This window comes from Candidatus Cloacimonadota bacterium (assembly GCA_012522635.1).
In the GTDB taxonomy this organism is placed as follows: domain Bacteria; phylum Cloacimonadota; class Cloacimonadia; order Cloacimonadales; family Cloacimonadaceae; genus Syntrophosphaera.
Window position 1 is genome coordinate 1 of sequence record JAAYKA010000006.1, and the last position, 18,294, is coordinate 18,294.

The 18,294-nt window shown below is 51.8% G+C and carries 15 protein-coding genes; all 15 read left to right on the forward strand.

Going from position 1 to position 18,294, the window contains the following annotated elements; all coding sequences use genetic code 11:
- Positions 1-1,221, forward strand: a 1,221-nt coding sequence (locus GX135_00185) for a hypothetical protein (GenBank protein NLN84506.1), incomplete at its 5' end; no start/stop codon positions are given.
- Complete coding sequence (locus tag GX135_00190; GenBank protein ID NLN84507.1) at positions 1,218-1,661, forward strand: hypothetical protein; 444 nt, start codon at positions 1,218-1,220, stop codon at positions 1,659-1,661. The genes GX135_00185 and GX135_00190, both read left to right, overlap by 4 nt.
- A gap of 365 nt (positions 1,662-2,026) precedes the next feature.
- A complete protein-coding gene (locus tag GX135_00195) occupies positions 2,027-2,476 on the forward strand; it encodes a protein MraZ (protein ID NLN84508.1) in 450 nt (149 codons plus the stop codon).
- Positions 2,473-3,414: a 16S rRNA (cytosine(1402)-N(4))-methyltransferase RsmH gene (gene rsmH / locus GX135_00200; GenBank protein ID NLN84509.1), complete on the forward strand. Its 942-nt coding sequence runs from the start codon at positions 2,473-2,475 to the stop codon at positions 3,412-3,414. The genes GX135_00195 and rsmH overlap by 4 nt, the downstream gene beginning before the upstream one ends.
- Positions 3,411-3,767: a hypothetical protein gene (locus GX135_00205; GenBank protein NLN84510.1), complete on the forward strand. Its 357-nt coding sequence runs from the start codon at positions 3,411-3,413 to the stop codon at positions 3,765-3,767. Before rsmH ends, GX135_00205 begins: the two co-directional genes overlap by 4 nt.
- A gap of 3 nt (positions 3,768-3,770) precedes the next feature.
- The gene (locus GX135_00210) at positions 3,771-5,945 is read left to right on the forward strand and encodes a PASTA domain-containing protein (protein ID NLN84511.1); all 2,175 of its coding nucleotides are present in this window, start codon (positions 3,771-3,773) and stop codon (positions 5,943-5,945) included.
- The gene (locus GX135_00215) at positions 5,942-8,788 is read left to right on the forward strand and encodes a UDP-N-acetylmuramoyl-L-alanyl-D-glutamate--2,6-diaminopimelate ligase (protein NLN84512.1); all 2,847 of its coding nucleotides are present in this window, start codon (positions 5,942-5,944) and stop codon (positions 8,786-8,788) included. Before GX135_00210 ends, GX135_00215 begins: the two co-directional genes overlap by 4 nt.
- Positions 8,788-9,888 carry a phospho-N-acetylmuramoyl-pentapeptide-transferase gene (locus GX135_00220; protein ID NLN84513.1) on the forward strand — a complete coding sequence of 367 codons (1,101 nt, stop codon included), beginning with the start codon at positions 8,788-8,790 and terminating at the stop codon, positions 9,886-9,888. Before GX135_00215 ends, GX135_00220 begins: the two co-directional genes overlap by 1 nt.
- A gap of 11 nt (positions 9,889-9,899) precedes the next feature.
- Positions 9,900-11,252, forward strand: a complete 1,353-nt coding sequence (gene murD / locus GX135_00225) for a UDP-N-acetylmuramoyl-L-alanine--D-glutamate ligase (protein NLN84514.1) — start codon at positions 9,900-9,902, stop codon at positions 11,250-11,252.
- Positions 11,239-12,378 (forward strand): FtsW/RodA/SpoVE family cell cycle protein, encoded by a 1,140-nt coding sequence (locus tag GX135_00230; GenBank protein NLN84515.1) that lies wholly within the window; start codon positions 11,239-11,241, stop codon positions 12,376-12,378. The genes murD and GX135_00230 overlap by 14 nt, the downstream gene beginning before the upstream one ends.
- Entirely contained in the window at positions 12,375-13,466 is a 1,092-nt protein-coding gene (gene murG, locus GX135_00235; protein NLN84516.1) for an undecaprenyldiphospho-muramoylpentapeptide beta-N-acetylglucosaminyltransferase, read from the forward strand. Before GX135_00230 ends, murG begins: the two co-directional genes overlap by 4 nt.
- Complete coding sequence (locus GX135_00240; protein ID NLN84517.1) at positions 13,450-14,868, forward strand: UDP-N-acetylmuramate--L-alanine ligase; 1,419 nt, start codon at positions 13,450-13,452, stop codon at positions 14,866-14,868. Before murG ends, GX135_00240 begins: the two co-directional genes overlap by 17 nt.
- Before the next feature lie 40 nt (positions 14,869-14,908).
- Entirely contained in the window at positions 14,909-15,688 is a 780-nt protein-coding gene (locus GX135_00245; protein ID NLN84518.1) for an FtsQ-type POTRA domain-containing protein, read from the forward strand.
- A 1-nt stretch (position 15,689) separates the two neighbouring features.
- Positions 15,690-16,967, forward strand: coding sequence for a cell division protein FtsA (ftsA, locus tag GX135_00250; GenBank protein ID NLN84519.1), 1,278 nt, complete (start codon positions 15,690-15,692; stop codon positions 16,965-16,967).
- An 11-nt stretch (positions 16,968-16,978) separates the two neighbouring features.
- On the forward strand, positions 16,979-18,181 hold the full coding sequence (gene ftsZ / locus GX135_00255; protein ID NLN84520.1) for a cell division protein FtsZ: 1,203 nt from the start codon (positions 16,979-16,981) through the stop codon (positions 18,179-18,181).
- The last annotated feature ends 113 nt before the right edge of the window (positions 18,182-18,294 follow it).

Here is an 18,294-nt window from a genome sequence, read left to right on the forward strand (position 1 = left end):
ATCATCGGCATGACCGAGATTCGTTACGGGATCAACCCGGACTTTTCTTTTGAGCTTCCGGAGGTGACGCTCACGACCCACAAAACCGGATGGAATGTGGGTGACCGGGTGACGGTGGTGGATGAGAAGGACGCATCGAAGCGGGTGGCGTTCTACGTGGAGGAAATCAACTATGACTATGCCACGCGGCGGTTCAGCCTGAGGTGCCCGCATGTGCTGGCGAAGCTGGCTGACATTCCGGTGACGAAGTGGTTGGAAGGGGATTGGAATGACAACATGCCGGCTGGTTTGAGTGCTGGGGTTTATGAGTATTGGAATAACCAAAGCGTTATAGCGCAGGGGAATATCGCTTATCGGCGGCAGTATTGCCAGGTGGGGCTGTGGATCGCGATGGCAATCTATCACGTGGGTGGCGTGGAGAGCGTTTTGGACGTGGACATTCACACGCTGAACAACAAGGATTCCTTCTATACCGATGGCGCGACGGTGTTGAAGTATAGAGAGCTGGCTGTGAATATCCAGGCTGTCTGGCGCTGTGGCGAGCGCAGTAATGTGGAATGGGATGACCCTTCTTTCGACGTGCAGAACAGCGTTACGTCGTGTCTGGATTATTTGAAGTTTTTGTGTAGCGCGCTGCATTGCACCATCGACATTTTCCGCAGCAACTACCGGCTCAACACGCTGGAGATGGCTGCGGCTCCGACAGATACCGCGACGCTGGCTCGGACGGATCAATTCCTGCCGCTGTATCAAAAGATATGTATGAGCAGGGCGGGCTTGGATCCGGATTGTGAGCTGCTGCCGTTTAGTGCGGATTGGATATTTGGTTATTATGACGACCTGAATCGGCTTGTGGAATATGAGTATGGCGTGGATGATCCGGAGATAGAGATTGTGGAGAGCTATGATGAGTGGGAGAATCCCCAGGCGACGGAGCCGGGTCAACTGTATGTGACCTTCCCGATGAATTTTCGGCTCTACCGCATCAATCTGAACACGACGCCGACCTTTGAGTATCGGAGCTATATCACGATGATTGAGACCAACGCCGCGGAACCGAAGGCGGAGTTTATGCAGTGGGTTCCCGCGATGGCTGACTTTTGGGGAGAGAGGGCGCAGAAAAACGAATATGAGACGGCGTTTGGTGGATTGGACATGAAGTGGCCATTGAGCCGGTTCGACATCCCCAGGCGACGTCAACGCTTTGAGAGGTGGCTGTGATTATTGTTCCTGAGATAAGGGATCCGTGGTTGCGGATTAGTAATACAAACTATGAGCTGGTGAACGCTGTGACGGACTATGAGATCGATTCTCCGGATATGGAAGAGGTCGAGAGCGTAATCAACGGCGACGCAGACGTGATCTATAAAGGCAAGCGCTTCCGCGGCGAGATGACGCTGTATGGGCTGTCGGTGGCGACGCTGGGCGTATTGAAGGGTGCGGAAAGGACGGTGATCAGGCTGTGGCCGTTGGGTATGGGACCGATCACCGGAACCAATAAGTTCTATCCGTGGGTGGATGTGATCCTGCTGAAAGTGACGCCGTTTCATGATAACAATGCGCTCTACCAGGATGCCGCGATAATCGCCTTTGCGAGTCAAAAATACTATACTCTGAAGCAGGAAAACACGCTCGGGTGGGAGGGCGGCGGAGTGTCATAGGTTTGGCAAAGTGGGCACCGGGTAGGGGTATTGCCAAACTTTTGACATCAATCTGAGAGACTTTTTGGCGTATTGCCAAACCATGTGTCATCTTTTGCCAAACTTGGTGTCAGCCGATATAAATCTGCGTAATCCGCGTAATCGGCGTGACTTTCTCCCCGTAATTCCGCGCTTTGTTGAAAAAAATCCCGCAAAATATTCAAAAACATGCATTTTCTACTTGACAAGAAAGGCGGTATGTCATAAAAGCGTCACAGGATGTCACGAAAGGTCATAATATGTCAGACGCAAGATGACAGAAAGTGATTCCAACTACATACCAAAGCAGATGTTAGAGCCAAAAGCAAGAAAGGAAGCAATGAAAGATGTCCGGACCATTTAACGGCTATTCAGAAAACGCGGTGCACAACCAGAGAGTGGTAATTCCCGCCCAGTTAAAGCGCAGATTCAGCGAAGAATCCGAACGCACGGTGGTCATCACCGCCGGGCCGGGAAATTCCATCGCGCTTTATCCGCTGGATAATTGGTATGCCACCCTGGAAGAACTGGCTGAAGGTAGCGAGGAAGACCAAGAGTTCCGTTCCATGTTGATTGGCTGCGCCGTTGCCGAAGCGGAATTGGAAGGCCCTGGACGCGTGCGGCTGCCGGAACGTGAGCTCGCCAAAGCCGGTATCACCGACCGCTGTGTGGTGAAAGGCGACCATCATCTCATCACGCTTTGGAACCCCGACCGGTTCTATAACGAACTGGAAGAATATGAACAGCAAATCCGCGCTCGCTTTGAACGCAAACACTGGCATAAAGGCAGAAAATGAGCCAATTCCACGTCCCCGTGATGCTTGACGAATGTGTCGAATTCCTGCAACCGCGGGATGGCGGGGTGTATGTGGATGCCACTTTGGGCGGAGGCGGACATAGCTTGGGGCTGTTGACGAAAAACCCGAACATCCGGGTTTACGGTTTTGACCAGGATGAAAACGCCCTGGCTCAAGCGCGGGAAAAGCTGGCTGGCTTTGCAGATAGGGTGGAATTTATCCGGGCGAATTTTTCGAGAATGCGTACAGAACTGGCTTTGCGCCGGGTTAAGAACATCGATGGCGTGATTTTTGATTTGGGCGTAAGTTCACATCAATTGGACACTTCAGAGCGTGGATTCAGCTTCGACGGAGACGCGCCCCTGGATATGCGCATGGACTCCAGCCTGAATTATTGCGCCAAAGACGCGGTTAACGAGCTTGGCAAAGCGGAATTGAGCCGAATTTTCAAGGAATATGGAGAAGAGCTGAACGCCGGCAGGATAGCCGCCAAAATCGTTTCCCAGCGTGTGAACAAGCCCCTGCAAAGCACATCCGACCTGGTTAAAACCATCGAAAGCGTGGTGGGCAAAGGCAGCCGGGAATCGCTGAAAAGCAAGGCGCGGATTTTTCAGGCGCTGAGGATATATGTGAACCGCGAACTGGAGGTTTTGGAACCGGCTTTGCGGGACGCCATCAACCTGCTTTCACCCGGAGGCAGAATCGCTGTTTTGAGCTACCATTCCTTGGAAGATAGAATCGTTAAAAACGTGTTTCGTGAAGCACGCGACGGCTGTGTTTGTCCGCCGGAAGCGATGGATTGCGTGTGTGGAAAGCGCAAACAAGTCATTTTGATATGCAAAAAACCGCTGGAAGCGGGAGAAGAAGAAATTTTGAACAACATACGTTCCCGCAGCGCCAAGCTGCGAGTGGCGGAAAAAATCCTGGGGGAGAAATGAGAACGAGATTTTTGAGCTTAATCCTGCTGATTGCGGCAGCAGGTTTTCTGAATTTTTGGAACGCGAACAAAATCGTGCGAGGCACGCAACAGTTGGCTCGCCTGGAAACCAAACTGGCGGCAGAAAAAAACATCAACATCGAACTGAAGGTGGAACGCGACGACCTCCGAAGCGGAAGTCTGTTCGGCGAATCGGCGTTTTTGGGCGAACAGGGGCTTCCTTCACAGATGAATATGGGTCAGATGATTTATGTGCATGAACCCGCGGATAAAGAAAACCGGGAAAGCTATTGCATCATCGACCTGCTGGCCACCAAAGCGCAGGCCAAGGAAGTCCAAATCCTGCGGGACTGATCCATGCGGTCCCGTTATCAACTACTGAAAATCATCCTGGGGCTGGTGACGCTGCTCTGGGTGGGCTATCTCTTTACTCTGCAGGTTTTTGACCCCTTCAAGCTGGGCCAACAGCGAAAAACTCGCTATACTCCCCACAAGGAAATAATCATCCCCACCCGCGGCTCCATCTATGACGCCAGCGGAAATCTTTTGGTCAGTTCCATCAGTTTTTATCAGTTAGATATCGACCGCAAAGCGGTTAAGATGTGGGCAGATGAGAAAGAGCTTGAACTTAATAATGCTTATTCCATGATAAGTAAGGCGATAAGCGATAACAGCCAGGTGAAAAACGAAGACATTATGAGAAGGCTGACGATGAACGATAATCTCAATTCCATCCAGATAACAAACAAGATTCGCGAGATGGAATTGGAAAAAATATTGAAAGCCTTTGAAACGGAGAAGCTTCCCGGCCTGAACCACAGTTTTTCATCCATGAGGCGCATCTATTCCCGCAACATCCTGGGCGCCAGGTTGTTAGGCTCGGTGAGCGCTGTTTCCGACGGTTATGATGAAGAGACCGGAAACCGTTCGCTGTATAAACTGAGCGGTATTTGCGGTATTGAATCCACCTACGATGACCTTTTGGCTGGGGATTACGGCTGGCGGGAGGTGGTTTACGACGCCAAACATCGCCGCATGCCCTATCCCAACCTCCACGAAAAGATTGCCCAGGAAGGCTATAACCTGCATCTGACCATTGATTCCAGCATTCAAGAAGTTGTGGAGGAAGCTCTTTACGAAGGTTTGGAAAAATATGGCGCCAAAAACGGCGGAGCCATCATCATGGACCCCCATACGGGGCGAATTCTTGCCATGGCTGGGGTTTCGGCGGAAGATAGATACATCGACCCGGGCTTGGTACGCGTGAAGTCCAACATCCCGGTCAGCTTTATGTTTGAGCCTGGCTCGACCATGAAGCCGCTCACCATGTTGGTGGCGCTGGATAAAAAATTGGTGGGACCCAATGAACTTTTCCCCACTGGCTCCATCACCTTACGCGGGCGAACCATTTCCGACACACACAGTTACGGCATGATACGCCCGATTGATATCATCAGCAAATCCAGCAACGTGGGCATCGCGCTGATTGGTGACCGCATTGGCTCCAAAACACTTTATGAAAAATTTATTTCGCTGGGCTATGGGCAGAAAACCGGTTTGAACCTGAGCGGGGAAAGCAGCGGAATGTTCGCCAAACTGGAAAACTGGGATGGCTACACGCTTCATTCCGTCTCCTTCGGACAGGCGATTTCAGTTACGGCGCTGCAACATTGTACGGCTTTTTGCGCAATTGCGAACGGCGGAAAGATGGTTCAACCCATGCTGCTGGAATCGGTTACGGATAGCAAAAACAATATCGTACAAAAATATGAGCCCCAGGTTTTGCGCCAGGTTTTCAGACAGGCGGCGGCGGATACGGTTCGTCACTACATGCAGGCGGTGGTGGACTACGGCACAGGCCGCCACATAAAAATGGATTATATCACCATCGGCGGAAAAACCGGGACGGCTCAAAAAGCGGCCGAAGGCGGAAGAGGCTATGCCGGAGGGAAATACAATTCCGTGTTCGTGGGCATGTTCCCCGTGGAAGCGCCCAAAATGGTGATGGTTGTGTTTTACGATGAACCCGCTCCCGGCTACCACTACGGCAGCACCAGCGCCGCACCGACCTTTAAAAAGATTGTGGAAAATATACTTTTTATGCCCAGCAGCAACATTTTGGCGTTCGACCAACGGCTCTTGGAAAGCTCCAAAAGGATGCCCAATCTGATGGGCGAACACGTGAGCCAGGCGGAAAGCATCCTGAATCGGCTCGGGTTTTTCTATAGCATCGAAGGCGCGGATTCCGCTTCGGTGGTGATTGACCAATTCCCAAAAGCAGGCGTATCCATCGACCCGGCTCATCCCATCACGATTAAAATTGGCGCCAAGGAAGGCGTGAAAGCTGAAACGGTGGTGCAGGGCGTGATGCCGAATCTCACCGGAATGACCCTGCGCAAAGCCTTGCAGATGGCGGCGAAGGAGAATATCGCGCTGAGATTCAGTGGCTCCGGAACCGTGAGACGTCAATCCATCCAACCCGGCTCCAAGGTCACCAAAAACACGGTTTGTATTTTGGAGGCCACGCTGTGAGGATAGCCGCAATCCTGGAGATTTTCACCCAGCACGGACTGTTGGTGGAAAGCCAAGCCCTGCAAGGGATTGACGAAATTGGCGGCGAGGTTCGCGTGGATAACCGGAAGCTGGAACCAGGGGATATCTTTGTTTGCATCCGCGGTCAGGTTTCCGATGGACACAGCTTTATCGGCGACGCGCGGGTAAAAGGCGTCGCTCTGGTGGTTTGTGAGAACGAATTTGGAGACGATAAACCAGCCATCCGAGTAAGCGATTCCCGTAAAGCCACCGCGCTTTTGGCAAAGCTGCAATTCAAGAATCCAAGCTCCGCTTTCAGGCTAATTGGTGTCACCGGAACAAACGGAAAGACAACAACTTCCATGTTATTATTTAAAGCGATACATGAGATTGGTTTTTCCGCGGGTTGGATTGGCACTCTGGGTTATTGGATTAACGATGAACATTTTGAAACGAGGCACACGACCCCGGATATTTTGGAGCTGAACGGCATTTTCGCGAGGATGGCGCAACGGGGTTTGAAATATGTGTTTATGGAAGTTTCTTCCCACGCTCTGGCTTTGGACAGGGTTTACGGGCTGGAATTTGACTTTTGCCTGTTCACAAATCTGAGCCACGAACACCTTGATTTTCATGAGAATATGGAAAGCTATGGTCAGGCAAAGCTGCAACTTTTCGACGCCACGCTGGATGGTAAAGCCGTTGGTTTATTCAATATTGATGATGATTTTGGCGCCAAAGCCTGCGCGGATTTGAAAAAGCGGGGCGCCTACGTTTTCAGCCTGGGACACGAAAACGCAGATTATGTGATTCGTGAAGACCTTGCCAAAACCGCCGCCTGGGACCAGAGCCGTTTCAGCCTGCAATGTCAGGAAGGCGTCATCAACATCCGTTCCGCTCTGGCGGGTGGTTTCAACGTTTCAAACCTTGCCCTCAGCGCCGCAGCCTTGAATTTGATGGGCTTCGAAAACAGGCAAATCGAACAGGGTTTGAACTGTGTGAAAGCCGTCCAGGGGCGTTTTGAACAGGTTCCAAACCGACGCGGTATCGGTGTGTTTGTGGATTACGCGCACACGCCCGACGCGCTGGAAAACGTTTTGAGCGCCGCCAGACAGATGAAACCGAAGCGTCTGCTCTGCCTTTTGGGCGCAGGTGGAGAACGTGACCGTGGCAAGCGGCCTCTGATGTTGAAAGCGGCGCTGAATCACGCGGACGCGGTGATTGTTACGGACGACAATCCCAGAGGTGAAAATCCCAATACCATAGTCCGTGAGATTGTGGCAGGCAGTGACTTTTGGCTGCCCTGGTGGATTATCCGGGACAGAAATTTGGCTATCGGGGCAATCTTGGGTTTGGCTCAACCTGGAGAAATTGTTCTGCTCTGTGGCAAGGGGCATGAAAACTATCAGGAAATTGAAGGTGTAAGGCATCATTTTGACGACGCGGAAGTGGCGACAGGCTGGCTCGAATCCGAGGATTTGGGACGTTGTGCGGAGCATGAACTGGCTATGCCGGTGGAACGCCTGATGTTGGAATTAATCTGTGAGGCTGAAACGCAGGACACACAAGGTTATGAGCCTCCAGAGGCTTGGACAAGGGTTTCAACGGACAGCCGCGCCATCGAGCCCGGCTCTATCTTTTTCGCGCTGAGTGGGTTGAATTTTGACGGTAACGCCTATCTGGGAGAGGTTTTACGGGATGGCTCGAACTTTGGCATCGGTAACATCGGCTCCAACGGCTGGAAACACTATCTGCGGGTGGAAAGACCCGTGGAAGCGATGGCGTCCCTGCACCGCAAATATCTGCAAATGTTTGGGGCATATCGGGTTGCCATCACTGGAAGTACGGGAAAAACCAGCACCAAAGAGCTGTTGGCTCAAGTTTTGGGCGCTGCCGGACCCTGCCTGAAAACCCTTGCCAACTCGAACAACATCATCGGGCTTTGCCAAACCATCGCCCGCATCCGTCCGCAACATGAACACGCGGTTTTTGAGCTGGGTACAAACGCTTTTGGCGAGATTGCGCAACTGGCGGAAGTTTGCGCTCCAGATGCAGGTATTATCCTGAATATCGGGCCTTCGCATCTGGAATTCCTGATTGATGAAATGGGCGTTTTCAAGGAAAAATCGGCTTTGTTCGACCGACCTTTGCAAATCAGGCTCTACGACGCGGACGACCAACGTTTTGCCGGTTATGATGAGCTGGGTATGTCCGTCGGATTTTCCGAAGCGGCAAAGTTTTGTCTCAGCGAAGTGAATTGCGCTGACCAAAGCTGTGATTTCCGGCTGAACAAAGAGCTTTTCACAATCCCCTATTCGGCGCCCTGGATTGCGAAAAACGCGGCTTTTGCCATCGCGTTGGGGATGTTGAGAGATATACCCTTAGACGCCATCCGGCAGGCAGTTACGGTTCCCATCACCCTGGAAAACCGCCTGCAGCGTGAAGAACTCCCCCATCGCCTGCTTTTGATTGATTGTTACAACGCCAATCCTGTTTCCATGCAAGCCGCCATCGAATATTGGCACACGCTGGAGCCCAGGCGCGAACACATCGCCATTTTGGGAGACATGCTGGAATTGGGCGATTCCGCCGAGAGTTATCACGATATGATTGGAGCAATTTTGGGTGAAAAAGGCTATGACCGACTCTTTACAGTGGGAAATCTCTCCATGCGTTTTCACAGCCAGGATTCCTGTTTGCAAAACCGACACTTTGCCAGTTCGGAAGAGCTGTTGTCCAGCGGGGTTTTAGATGATATCCAGCCTGGCGCGGTGGTTTTGGTGAAAGCCTCAAATTCCATCCATCTGGAAAAACTCTTACCCCGGCTTCGGAGTGATAAATAATGCTTTACCATCTCTTATATCCACTGTCACGTTATAGTATCATATTTAACGTGATGCGCTACATAAGTTTCCGCTCCATCGGCGCTTTCATCACCGCCCTGCTTTTCACCCTTTTCTTGGGACCCGGTTTCATCAGGCTTTTAAAGCGCAAATCCGCGGTGGAAACCATCGATGAAGACGCTCCCGAACGGCATCGCAGCAAGGCTGGAACCCCCACCATGGGCGGTTTAATCATCATTTTTGGTTTGATGGTTGCCTCACTGCTTTGGAACGACCTCAGCAATCCTTCTATCCTGATGATGTATCTCACCACCCTGTGGCTCGGGGTTTTTGGCTTTTTGGATGATTATTTGAAGAACTTCCTCAAGGCAGCAAAGGGTTTGGTGCCCAAATACAAGCTCTGGGGACAGATTAGCGTGGGCTTGTTTTTGACCCTCGCCATCTATTTCAGCGGAGCCACGGAAGACGTAACCGCCCTCCAGATACCGTTTTTCAAGGGTTTAATCATCCCCCTGGGCTGGGTTTTCATCCCCTTGATGGTGTTATATATCACGGGGATTTCGAATTCCGTGAACCTAACCGACGGTCTGGACGGACTTTCCTCCGGCATCATGATTTTTTCCGCCCTCGGTCTGGGAGTGATGAGCTATCTGAAAGGTAACTACAATTCCGCTGAATATCTACAACTTGGCTTCATTCCAACGGCGGGGGAACTCACAGTTTTCATCGCTGGCCTGATGGGAACTTTAATCGGTTTTTTGTGGTTCAATTCCTATCCGGCGGAAGTTTTCATGGGCGACACCGGCTCCCTCACTCTGGGTGGCATTCTGGCAGTGATTTCCATCCTTTTGAAGGAACAGGTCTTTTTCGTCATCATCGGCTTTCTTTTTATCGCCGAGACCTTTTCCGTGATGATTCAGCAAAGCTGGTTCAAATACACGCGCAAGAAATATGGCGAAGGTCGCAGAGTTTTTCTGTGTGCGCCCCTCCATCATCATTACGAGAAAAAGGGGATGCACGAATCAAAGATTGTGATTCGTTTTTGGATTATCGCCATCCTGCTGTTGGCGGTTGGACTCAGCACCATAAAGCTGCGCTGAGGTGAACGCAAGTGTTTGACGCAAAGAGAAGTTACGCGGTTTTGGGCTTGGCTCGCAGTGGCATCGCCGCCGCCTACAAAATTCGGGACTTGGGTGGAAACCCCTTTCTGAGCGATGCTCAACTACAGGAAAAAATCAGCGGTGCGGCTGAATTGCAGAGGGATTTTGAATGTGAATTTGGTGGACACAGCGACCGGCTTTTTGAATATCAAACCTGGGTGGTGAGCCCCGGTATTCCGCTGGATTTACCCCTGTTGAAAAAAGCCCGCACGCGTGGAATTGAGCTAATCAGCGAAGTGGAGCTGGGTTACCGCCTGAAAGCTGCGGACAGCAAAATCATCGCCGTAACCGGTTCCAACGGCAAAAGCACCACCGTCTCGCTCATTCACCACATCCTGAAAAAACTGGGCTACAACAGCATCCTGGCTGGCAACATCGGCTCCGCCTTCTGCTCTTGGCCCGTCGAAAAACCGGGCTTGGACTTCATCGTTTTGGAAATCAGCAGTTTTCAGCTGGACCTTATCCACAGCTTCAAGCCGGATGTGGCTGCCCTGCTGAACGTTACCCCAGACCACCTGAACCGCTACGCTTCCTTTGAGGATTACACCGCCTCAAAATTCCGCATCTTTGAAAACCAAAGCCGGGAAGACAGCGCCGTGGTTTGCATTGATTCCCCGCCCATAGTGGACAATTTGGCTTTGGTTGAAGCGCGTCTTCTGCGCTATTCCCTGCATCAAAAACCACCGCAATGTGAGGCTTGGCTGGAAGATGGAAGCATCCACCTGGGCACACACAGCCTGGCGGTTTCGGAGCTTGGCATTCGTGGGCCTCATAACCACGCGAACACCATGGCTGCGCTTTTGGCGTTGAATCCCTTTATCGAAAATCTCGAAGAGGCAATGGAAGCGGCGAAAAGTTTTCATTCCCTGAGCCACAGGCTGGAATTTGTGGCAAAGGTAAATGGCATCTCATTTTACAACGATTCCAAAGCCACGAACACGGATTCGGTCCGAAGCGCCCTCAATTCCTTTGACAGACCCATCCGCGTGATTATGGGCGGCTCGGATAAAGGTGAGGATTACGCCGTTTTAACCCCGCTTTTGAAACAGCGCGCCCAAAAACTCTATCTCACGGGCGACAGCAGCGAAAAAATGAAGGAGGCCTGGGCTGGCAAGCTTGACCTGGAAGTGTTGGCTGATTTTGAAGCCGCGGTCTATGCCGCGTTCAGGGATTCCGCGTCCGGGGATATTGTCGTGCTTTCACCCGCCTGCGCCAGCTTTGACCGCTTTGAGAATTACGAACAGCGCGGCGAGGTTTTCCGCCAAATCGTGAACGCCATCAGGAGTAAATATGAAAAAGAATAGAAGTTCCTCCGTCATTGTTTCCATCGACAACGGCATCTTAATCTGCTATCTGCTCCTGTGTCTGGTGGGCCTGATTGTGATGCTGGACATCACTTCCATCCAAAGTTCCATGGCAAAGTTTTACCGGCATTCAATCTCACTGGGTGCCTCGATTATGGCAGCCATCGTGACCATGTATTTTTTCAATGTGGATAAGGCCCGACCCTTGAACCGCTGGCTGATTTTCTTGATTATCGGATTGCTTTTGGCGGTGTTGCTTTTCGGGGTGGAGGTCAATGGCGCCAAGCGTTGGCTGAAACTGGGACCCTTTTTGGCTCAACCCAGCACCTTCGCGCGTTTGGTGTTGGTTATGTTTTTCGCCGGATATTTGGATTTGAAACAGGATAAGCTCGGTTTGACCAACGTGAAAAACCTGGTTCTGGAATTCATCCCGCTCATCGCCTACACAGGTATCATCTATATTTTCATCCTTTTGGAGCGCCATCTCAGCACCCTCATCATCAGCGGCATGACGTTGCTGGGAATGCTGTTCTATGCCGGGCTGCGCAAGCGTTTTGTGATGAGCGTGGTGTTGGTGGGATTGTTGGGTGGAGTGATGATTATCTCCATGGGCGATTCTTTCCGTTCCGACCGCATTCGAACCTTCAAAGTCTATTCCCTGCTGGTTCCCAAGCGTCCTGAACCTGCCAACACGCCGGAGGAATATCAGGTTCGGGAAAGCCTCACCGCGCTCACCAGCGGTCATCTTGTCGGCACAGGTATATCCCGTGGACGCGCCAAACACTATTTCCTGCCCGAAGCGCGCACAGACTATGTTTACACCATCATCGGCGAGGAATTTGGCTTTTTGGGAGCCGCGGCGGTGCTTTTGATGCACGCTTGGCTCTTTTTCCGCATCCTGAAACTGGCGGAGAAACAGGAAAATAATTATCATAAATACCTCTGCGCCGGCTTGGGGATGAATATCTTTTTCAACGCCCTGATAAACACCGGAGTCAGTATGTCCATCATTCCCGCCACCGGAAACACTTTGCCTTTCGTAAGTTATGGCGGCACAGCGCTTTTGGTGGATTCCATCTCCATCGGCTTGATTTTGAATATCAGCGCGAAACGGAGGCAGGTGTGAGATTCATCTTTGGCGCCGGAGGAACCGGAGGCCACATCTATCCTGCCATCGCCATCGCGCAGCGCCTGCGTCAGCAGGGTCATGAAATCATTTTCATCGGCAATAAAGGCGGGATGGAAGAAAACCTGGTGCCCAGGGAAGGCTTCGAAATCCGCCTCATCAGGGTTCAAAAACTGCATCGCGGCTTCAAGCTCAGCAATCTGCTCTTACCTTTTATGCTGGTTTCGTCCACCCTTTCCTGCCTGCGTTTGATGCGTTCCCAGAAACCCAAAGCGGTGTTTTGCACCGGCGGATTCGTCTCCGGTCCGGTGGGTTTGGCTGCGGTCATGCTGAAAATCCCGCTTTATTTCCATGAAAGTAACAGCCTGCCTGGCATCACCACCCGCCATCTGGCAAAAAAAACCAGAATCATTTTCACCGGCTTTGCCAGCGCTGCCAAACACTTGCCTCCGGGAAAGGCGAAACAGATTGGCATTCCTCTGCCCATCCAGGAGGAAAAATCACAGGCCGCAACGGCGGAAGAGCTGGGCTTCGACCCCCAGAAAAAGATTCTTTTAATCACCGGAGGAAGCCAGGGTTCCCAAGCCATCAACGCCAGTGTGGCTGCGGCTCTCCCCCACCTTCAGCAGGATGGCTGGCAATTAATCTGGCAAACCGGAAAAACCGGATTTGACGAATATTCAAAACGATTCCAGGATGCCAAAGGTGTCCATATTTTCGCTTTTTCGCCCAAGCTGAAGGATTTCTATCGCCTGGCGCAGGTTGCCATCACCCGCGCGGGCGCCTTAACGATTGCCGAATTGACCCAAAACCAGCTTCCAGCCATTTTGATACCTTTGCCCAGCGCGGCTGAAAACCATCAGCATCACAACGCCCTGGACCAGCAGGCACGTGGTGTGGCGCTGCTTTTGCCCCAAAAAGACCTCAATGCCCAAATCCTGAGCAAAGCGGTGGAGCGGGTTTACAGGGAACGCCACACATATCTGGAAAACCTGAGCAAACTGCCGCCAAACACAGCGGCACAGGACATCGCGGACGCGATTATCGCGGATTTGAACAAGGAGAAAACCCATGCTGGGAAAAACTAAAAAACTTCATTTCATCGGAATCGGCGGCATCGGAATGAGCGGCATCGCCGAGTTTTTGCGCAATCAAGGCTTGGAAATCAGCGGTTCCGACCTCAAAAAAACAGAGGTGACCGAACACCTGGAAAGCCTCGGCATCAAGATTGAGGAAGGGCACGACCCCAGCTTTATCAAAGACGTGGATGCCGTTGTAAAATCCTCCGCCGTGAAAGACGACAATCCCGAAGTTCAAGCTGCCAAAGCCTTGAAAATCCCGGTGATACGTCGCGCGGAAATGTTGGCTGAAATCACCCGCATGAGCTTCTCCATCGGCATTTCAGGCACCCACGGAAAAACCACCGCCACTTCCATGACCGGGTTGGTTTTGCAAGCCGCGGGGCTGGACCCAACCGTCATCGTGGGCGGAAAGGTGAAAAACTTTGGCTCGAACAACGTGATGGGTTCCGGCCAATACATCGTTGTGGAAGCTGATGAATACGACCATTCATTCCTCTCGCTCTCACCCTGCATTGCAGGCATTACGAACATCGACAGCGACCACCTCGATTGCTATCAAAACCTTGACGACATCAAGGGCGCCTTCATCGAATACGCAAACAAAGTCCCGTTTTTCGGCAGTGTGATTGCCTGTTTGGACGACCCCGGTGTCCAGGCGGTTCTGCCCAGAATCAACAAAAAAATCGTGACCTACGGCTTTTCACGCCAGGCGGACATCCAAGCGCAAAACATTTCCATGAAAGACTTTGTAGCAGAATATGAACTCATCTACAAAAAATATCGCCTCGGCAGCATCCGCATGAACGTGAGCGGGCGTCACAACATCCTGAATTCGCTTTTGGCGGTGGGAATCGCCTTGGAACTGGACATTCCCTTCAAACACATCAAGGAAGGCCTGAGAGATTACAGCGGGGTTTACAGACGCTTTGAACTCAAAGGCGAAGCCGGCGGAATCACGGTTTACGATGATTATGCCCATCACCCCACCGAAATTCAAGCCACCCTGGAAGGCTTCAAAGACAGCACCAAACGCAGGATTGTGGCGCTTTTCCAGCCGCACCTGTATTCGCGCACCCGGGATTTTTATCCCCTGTTTGGCAGTTCCTTCTTTGCCTGTGACCAGCTCATCCTGGCACCCGTCTATCCTGCTCGTGAGGCGCCTATTCCCGGAGTTTCTTCAAAAATGATTGCCGATGCCGCCATCCAAAGCGGACACCATAATATTTTGCTGTTGGAAGACAACGCCCAGATTGTTCCTCAAACCTTGTCCCTGCTTGAACCTGGCGATATCCTCGTCACCATGGGCGCGGGCAATATCTGGCAATATGGGGAAGAAATCCTGGCCCAACTGAAAAAAGATGTTGACAAAAACACTAAATCCAAAAATGTTAAACACTTAGAGACTTGAAGAAGGAAACCATAAGATTGGATAAAAGCACCTAAGCACTATGAAACACAGTAAATTACAAACCAAAACCAAAGCCCGCAAAAGAAGGGGAAACAGCCGTTACTTCCTTTTTTTCATCATTATCCTGATTGGCATCGCGGCTTTGGGTTTCACTGGGTTTGAGGTGCTTTCACGCATGGATATGCTGGATGTTCGCCAGATTGAAATCAGCGGAAATTCCGCCGTGGCGGACAGCCTTCTGCGTGCTGAATTGAAGCCTTATCTGGGTCAAAACCTTCTCAAAGTGGATAAAAAACAAGTCAGCCAACGTGTTACGGCGTTTGCACGGGTCAAAGAAGCCCGCGTGCGTCGCAAGCTGTTTAACACCCTGCTCGTTCAGGTCACGGAGCGCAAAGCCAGCCTCTACGTGAAAAGCCTCGAGGGCGAGCTCTTCCCCATCGATGCTGAAGGCGTGGTTTTGGAACGTTTTGGCAGCGTTTACACCGAAAACCTTCCCCTGGTGGGGCTCCTGCTTTCAAATTCCGAATTTAAGAGCGGTGAGAAAATCAAAAACGCCTCCTTGAACCGCATCCTGGCAACCCACAGCCGCATTTTGAAGGAAGCGCCCGATTTCGCCCAAAACGTCTCGGAATACTACACTTTGGACAACGTTGTTTACATCGTTGACATCCGCGGCGGAGAGCGCATCATCCCCGGTGAAAAAAACCTGGCAAAACAGCTTTCCCGCTATGAATTTGTGCGTGATAACGGCAACATCGCACCCTCCGCAATCCTGGACCTCCGCCTGGATAACCAGGTTTTGGTGAAAAAGGTGAATTAAGGTGAAACAAGGCTTGGTCACCGCCCTGGATATCGGTTCCGCCAACGTTCGCTGCGTTTTGGCGCGGCTGAAAGCCCAGAACCAATTGGAGATTCTCGGCATCGCTGAAATGCCCTCTGAAGGGCTGGAAAAAGGCATCGTGAGAGACATCCAAGCCACCGCTGATTCCATCCAAAAAGCGCTCAAAGAAGCCCAAACCGTGGCGGGTACGAAGCCTGATAATATCTACGCAAACGTGACCGGAGACCACATCCGCAGCCTCGTTGGCGACGGACGCATCTCCATTCCCACCACCAGCCCGGACGAACCCGGCGAAATCACCCAGGAAGACCTCGACCAGGTGATTGCCGACGCCCGCAACGGTTTGAAAATCCAAAAAGGCTTCGAACGTTCCCGCATCCTGCACGGCATTCCTCAAGGCTATGTGATTGATGGACATAACAATATCCGCAATCCCCTGCGCATGACGGGCTTCCACCTCATCACCAAGGTTCTCACCATCTTTGGCGACGTCACCCAACTGCGCAACCTGGCAAAAAGCATCGAGCTGGCTGGATTTGAGATGGCTTCCGAAAATTTTGTTTTGAATCACATCGCCGTTTCCAAATCATCGCTCAGTGATGACGAACGCCGCTTGGGAACCATTCTCATCGACATCGGCGCTGGAACCTGCGACATCAGCCTCCACCACCGTGGCATTTTGGAAAAAGTTTTGGTGGTTCCCATGGCGGGAAGTGCCATCACGGACGACCTCGCCATCGGCTTAAAAACCACCCACACAAACGCGGAATACATCAAAACCCACTATGGCGTTGCGCTTGCCAGCAGTGTGGACCCGGAATTGGAACTTGTCGTGGAAGGCATCAGCGGCAGGGAAAGCCAGGTTCGAACCCAATATCTTGTCAGCCACGTGGTTCAGCACAGGGTGGAAGAAATGCTGTCGCTTTGCTATGACCGCCTCAAAAACCACTACACACCTGAACTTGTGACCGCGGGCGTGGTTCTCACCGGTGGCAGCGCCAAACTGCAGATGATGGACAGCGTGGTAAACAACGCCTTCAACCTGCCCGTGAAAATCGCGACTCCGGATGTGTCAAACATCGGCGGTGAAACAGAAAGGCTGGCAGACCCCGCTTTCGCCACCTGCGTTGGATTATTGCGCATTGCATCAGAACGCGAACCAGATTTCAAAGCCCCGGTTTTCAAGCTTGGGCGCATAAAAACAGGCAAAGCCCTGGATAAAATTAAATCAATACTAAAAGACTTTACCAAAGCGTAAAGGGGGAAAACATGATAGAATTTGACGAAAAGCCAAACCAAATTGGAACCGTAATCAAAATCGTGGGTGTGGGCGGAGCCGGCGGAAACGCCGTGAACACCATGATTGCCAACGAACTAACCGGCGTGGAATTCATCGCCGCGAACACCGACATGAGCGACCTCGTGAAAAGCAAGGCTAAAATGAAGCTCCAACTGGGACGCAAACTCACCCGCGGTCTCGGCACAGGCGCGATTCCAGAACTTGGCGCCAAAGCTGCCGAAGAATCCCGCGATGAGATTAAAAGCCATCTCGAAGGCGCGGACATGGTTTTTGTGGCAGCCGGAATGGGAGGCGGAACCGGAACTGGCGCCGCGCCCATCATCACCAAGATTGCCAAAGACCTGGGCATCCTCACCCTGGGAATCGTGACCACACCCTTCCCTTTTGAAGGAAAAAAGCGCGAATCAAACGCCGACGTCGGCATCAGAAACATGGCGGAACATGTGGATTCCCTGATTGTAATCCCAAATTCCAAACTCACCGAAATTTACGGCGAATTGAGCCTTTTGGATGCCTTCCACAAAGCGGACAACGTGCTCTACGAAGCTGCCAAAGCGGTTTCTGACATCATCAACGTCAGCGGATTGATTAACGTGGATTTTGCCGACGTGAACACAGCCCTGCAAAATATGGGCTACGCGCTCATGGGAACCGGCAGCGCTGAAGGTGATAACCGTGCCGTGATGGCGGCCAAAGCTGCCATCAGCAACCCTCTGCTTTCAGACATCAGCCTCCACGGCTGTAAAGCGCTCCTGATTAACACCATCGCCGGGCCAGATTTCAAAATGAACGAATTTGACGACATCTCCGGCGTGATTGTGAACGAAACCGGCTCCAACGCCAACACCATCATGGGCGTCATCATCGACCCCGAGATGATGGGCAAGGTTTCCGTCACCATCATCGCCACCGGCTTGCAAAGCGCTGCGCCCAACGTGGTGGATTTCCAGCCTTTCATGCCCGAGGAAAAACCCCCGACAACAAAGAAACCCAGCCAATCCAACCCACACAAACAAGCCAGACAACCCGAGGAAGATATCGAAGATATTTTTCGTGTTTTGAACATAAACCAACCTTCAAGCCGGGAGGAAGAAAAACAACCCAGCGAGGATGAACCCCTGAATCTCAGCCCCCGCACAGACCTTCCCTCCTTCCTCAAAGCCTTGGATTAATTTTTTACCCAGCTTCCTGCTTAGGTCTCTCAACGGACAGCCCTGTCCGCAAAAACCGTCGGCGCTCCCCCTGCCGACGGTTTTATTTATAGCCAAGTTTTAGAGTTTCCCGC

Coding starts and splice junctions, on each gene's coding strand:
- ftsZ (NLN84520.1), top strand. CDS start 16,979: ATGATAGAATTTGACGAAAAGCCAAACCAAATTGGAACCGTAATCAAA.
- GX135_00245 (NLN84518.1), top strand. CDS start 14,909: ATGAAACACAGTAAATTACAAACCAAAACCAAAGCCCGCAAAAGAAGG.
- rsmH (NLN84509.1), top strand. CDS start 2,473: ATGAGCCAATTCCACGTCCCCGTGATGCTTGACGAATGTGTCGAATTC.
- GX135_00240 (NLN84517.1), top strand. CDS start 13,450: ATGCTGGGAAAAACTAAAAAACTTCATTTCATCGGAATCGGCGGCATC.
- GX135_00205 (NLN84510.1), top strand. CDS start 3,411: ATGAGAACGAGATTTTTGAGCTTAATCCTGCTGATTGCGGCAGCAGGT.
- GX135_00230 (NLN84515.1), top strand. CDS start 11,239: ATGAAAAAGAATAGAAGTTCCTCCGTCATTGTTTCCATCGACAACGGC.
- GX135_00195 (NLN84508.1), top strand. CDS start 2,027: ATGTCCGGACCATTTAACGGCTATTCAGAAAACGCGGTGCACAACCAG.
- GX135_00210 (NLN84511.1), top strand. CDS start 3,771: ATGCGGTCCCGTTATCAACTACTGAAAATCATCCTGGGGCTGGTGACG.
- GX135_00220 (NLN84513.1), top strand. CDS start 8,788: ATGCTTTACCATCTCTTATATCCACTGTCACGTTATAGTATCATATTT.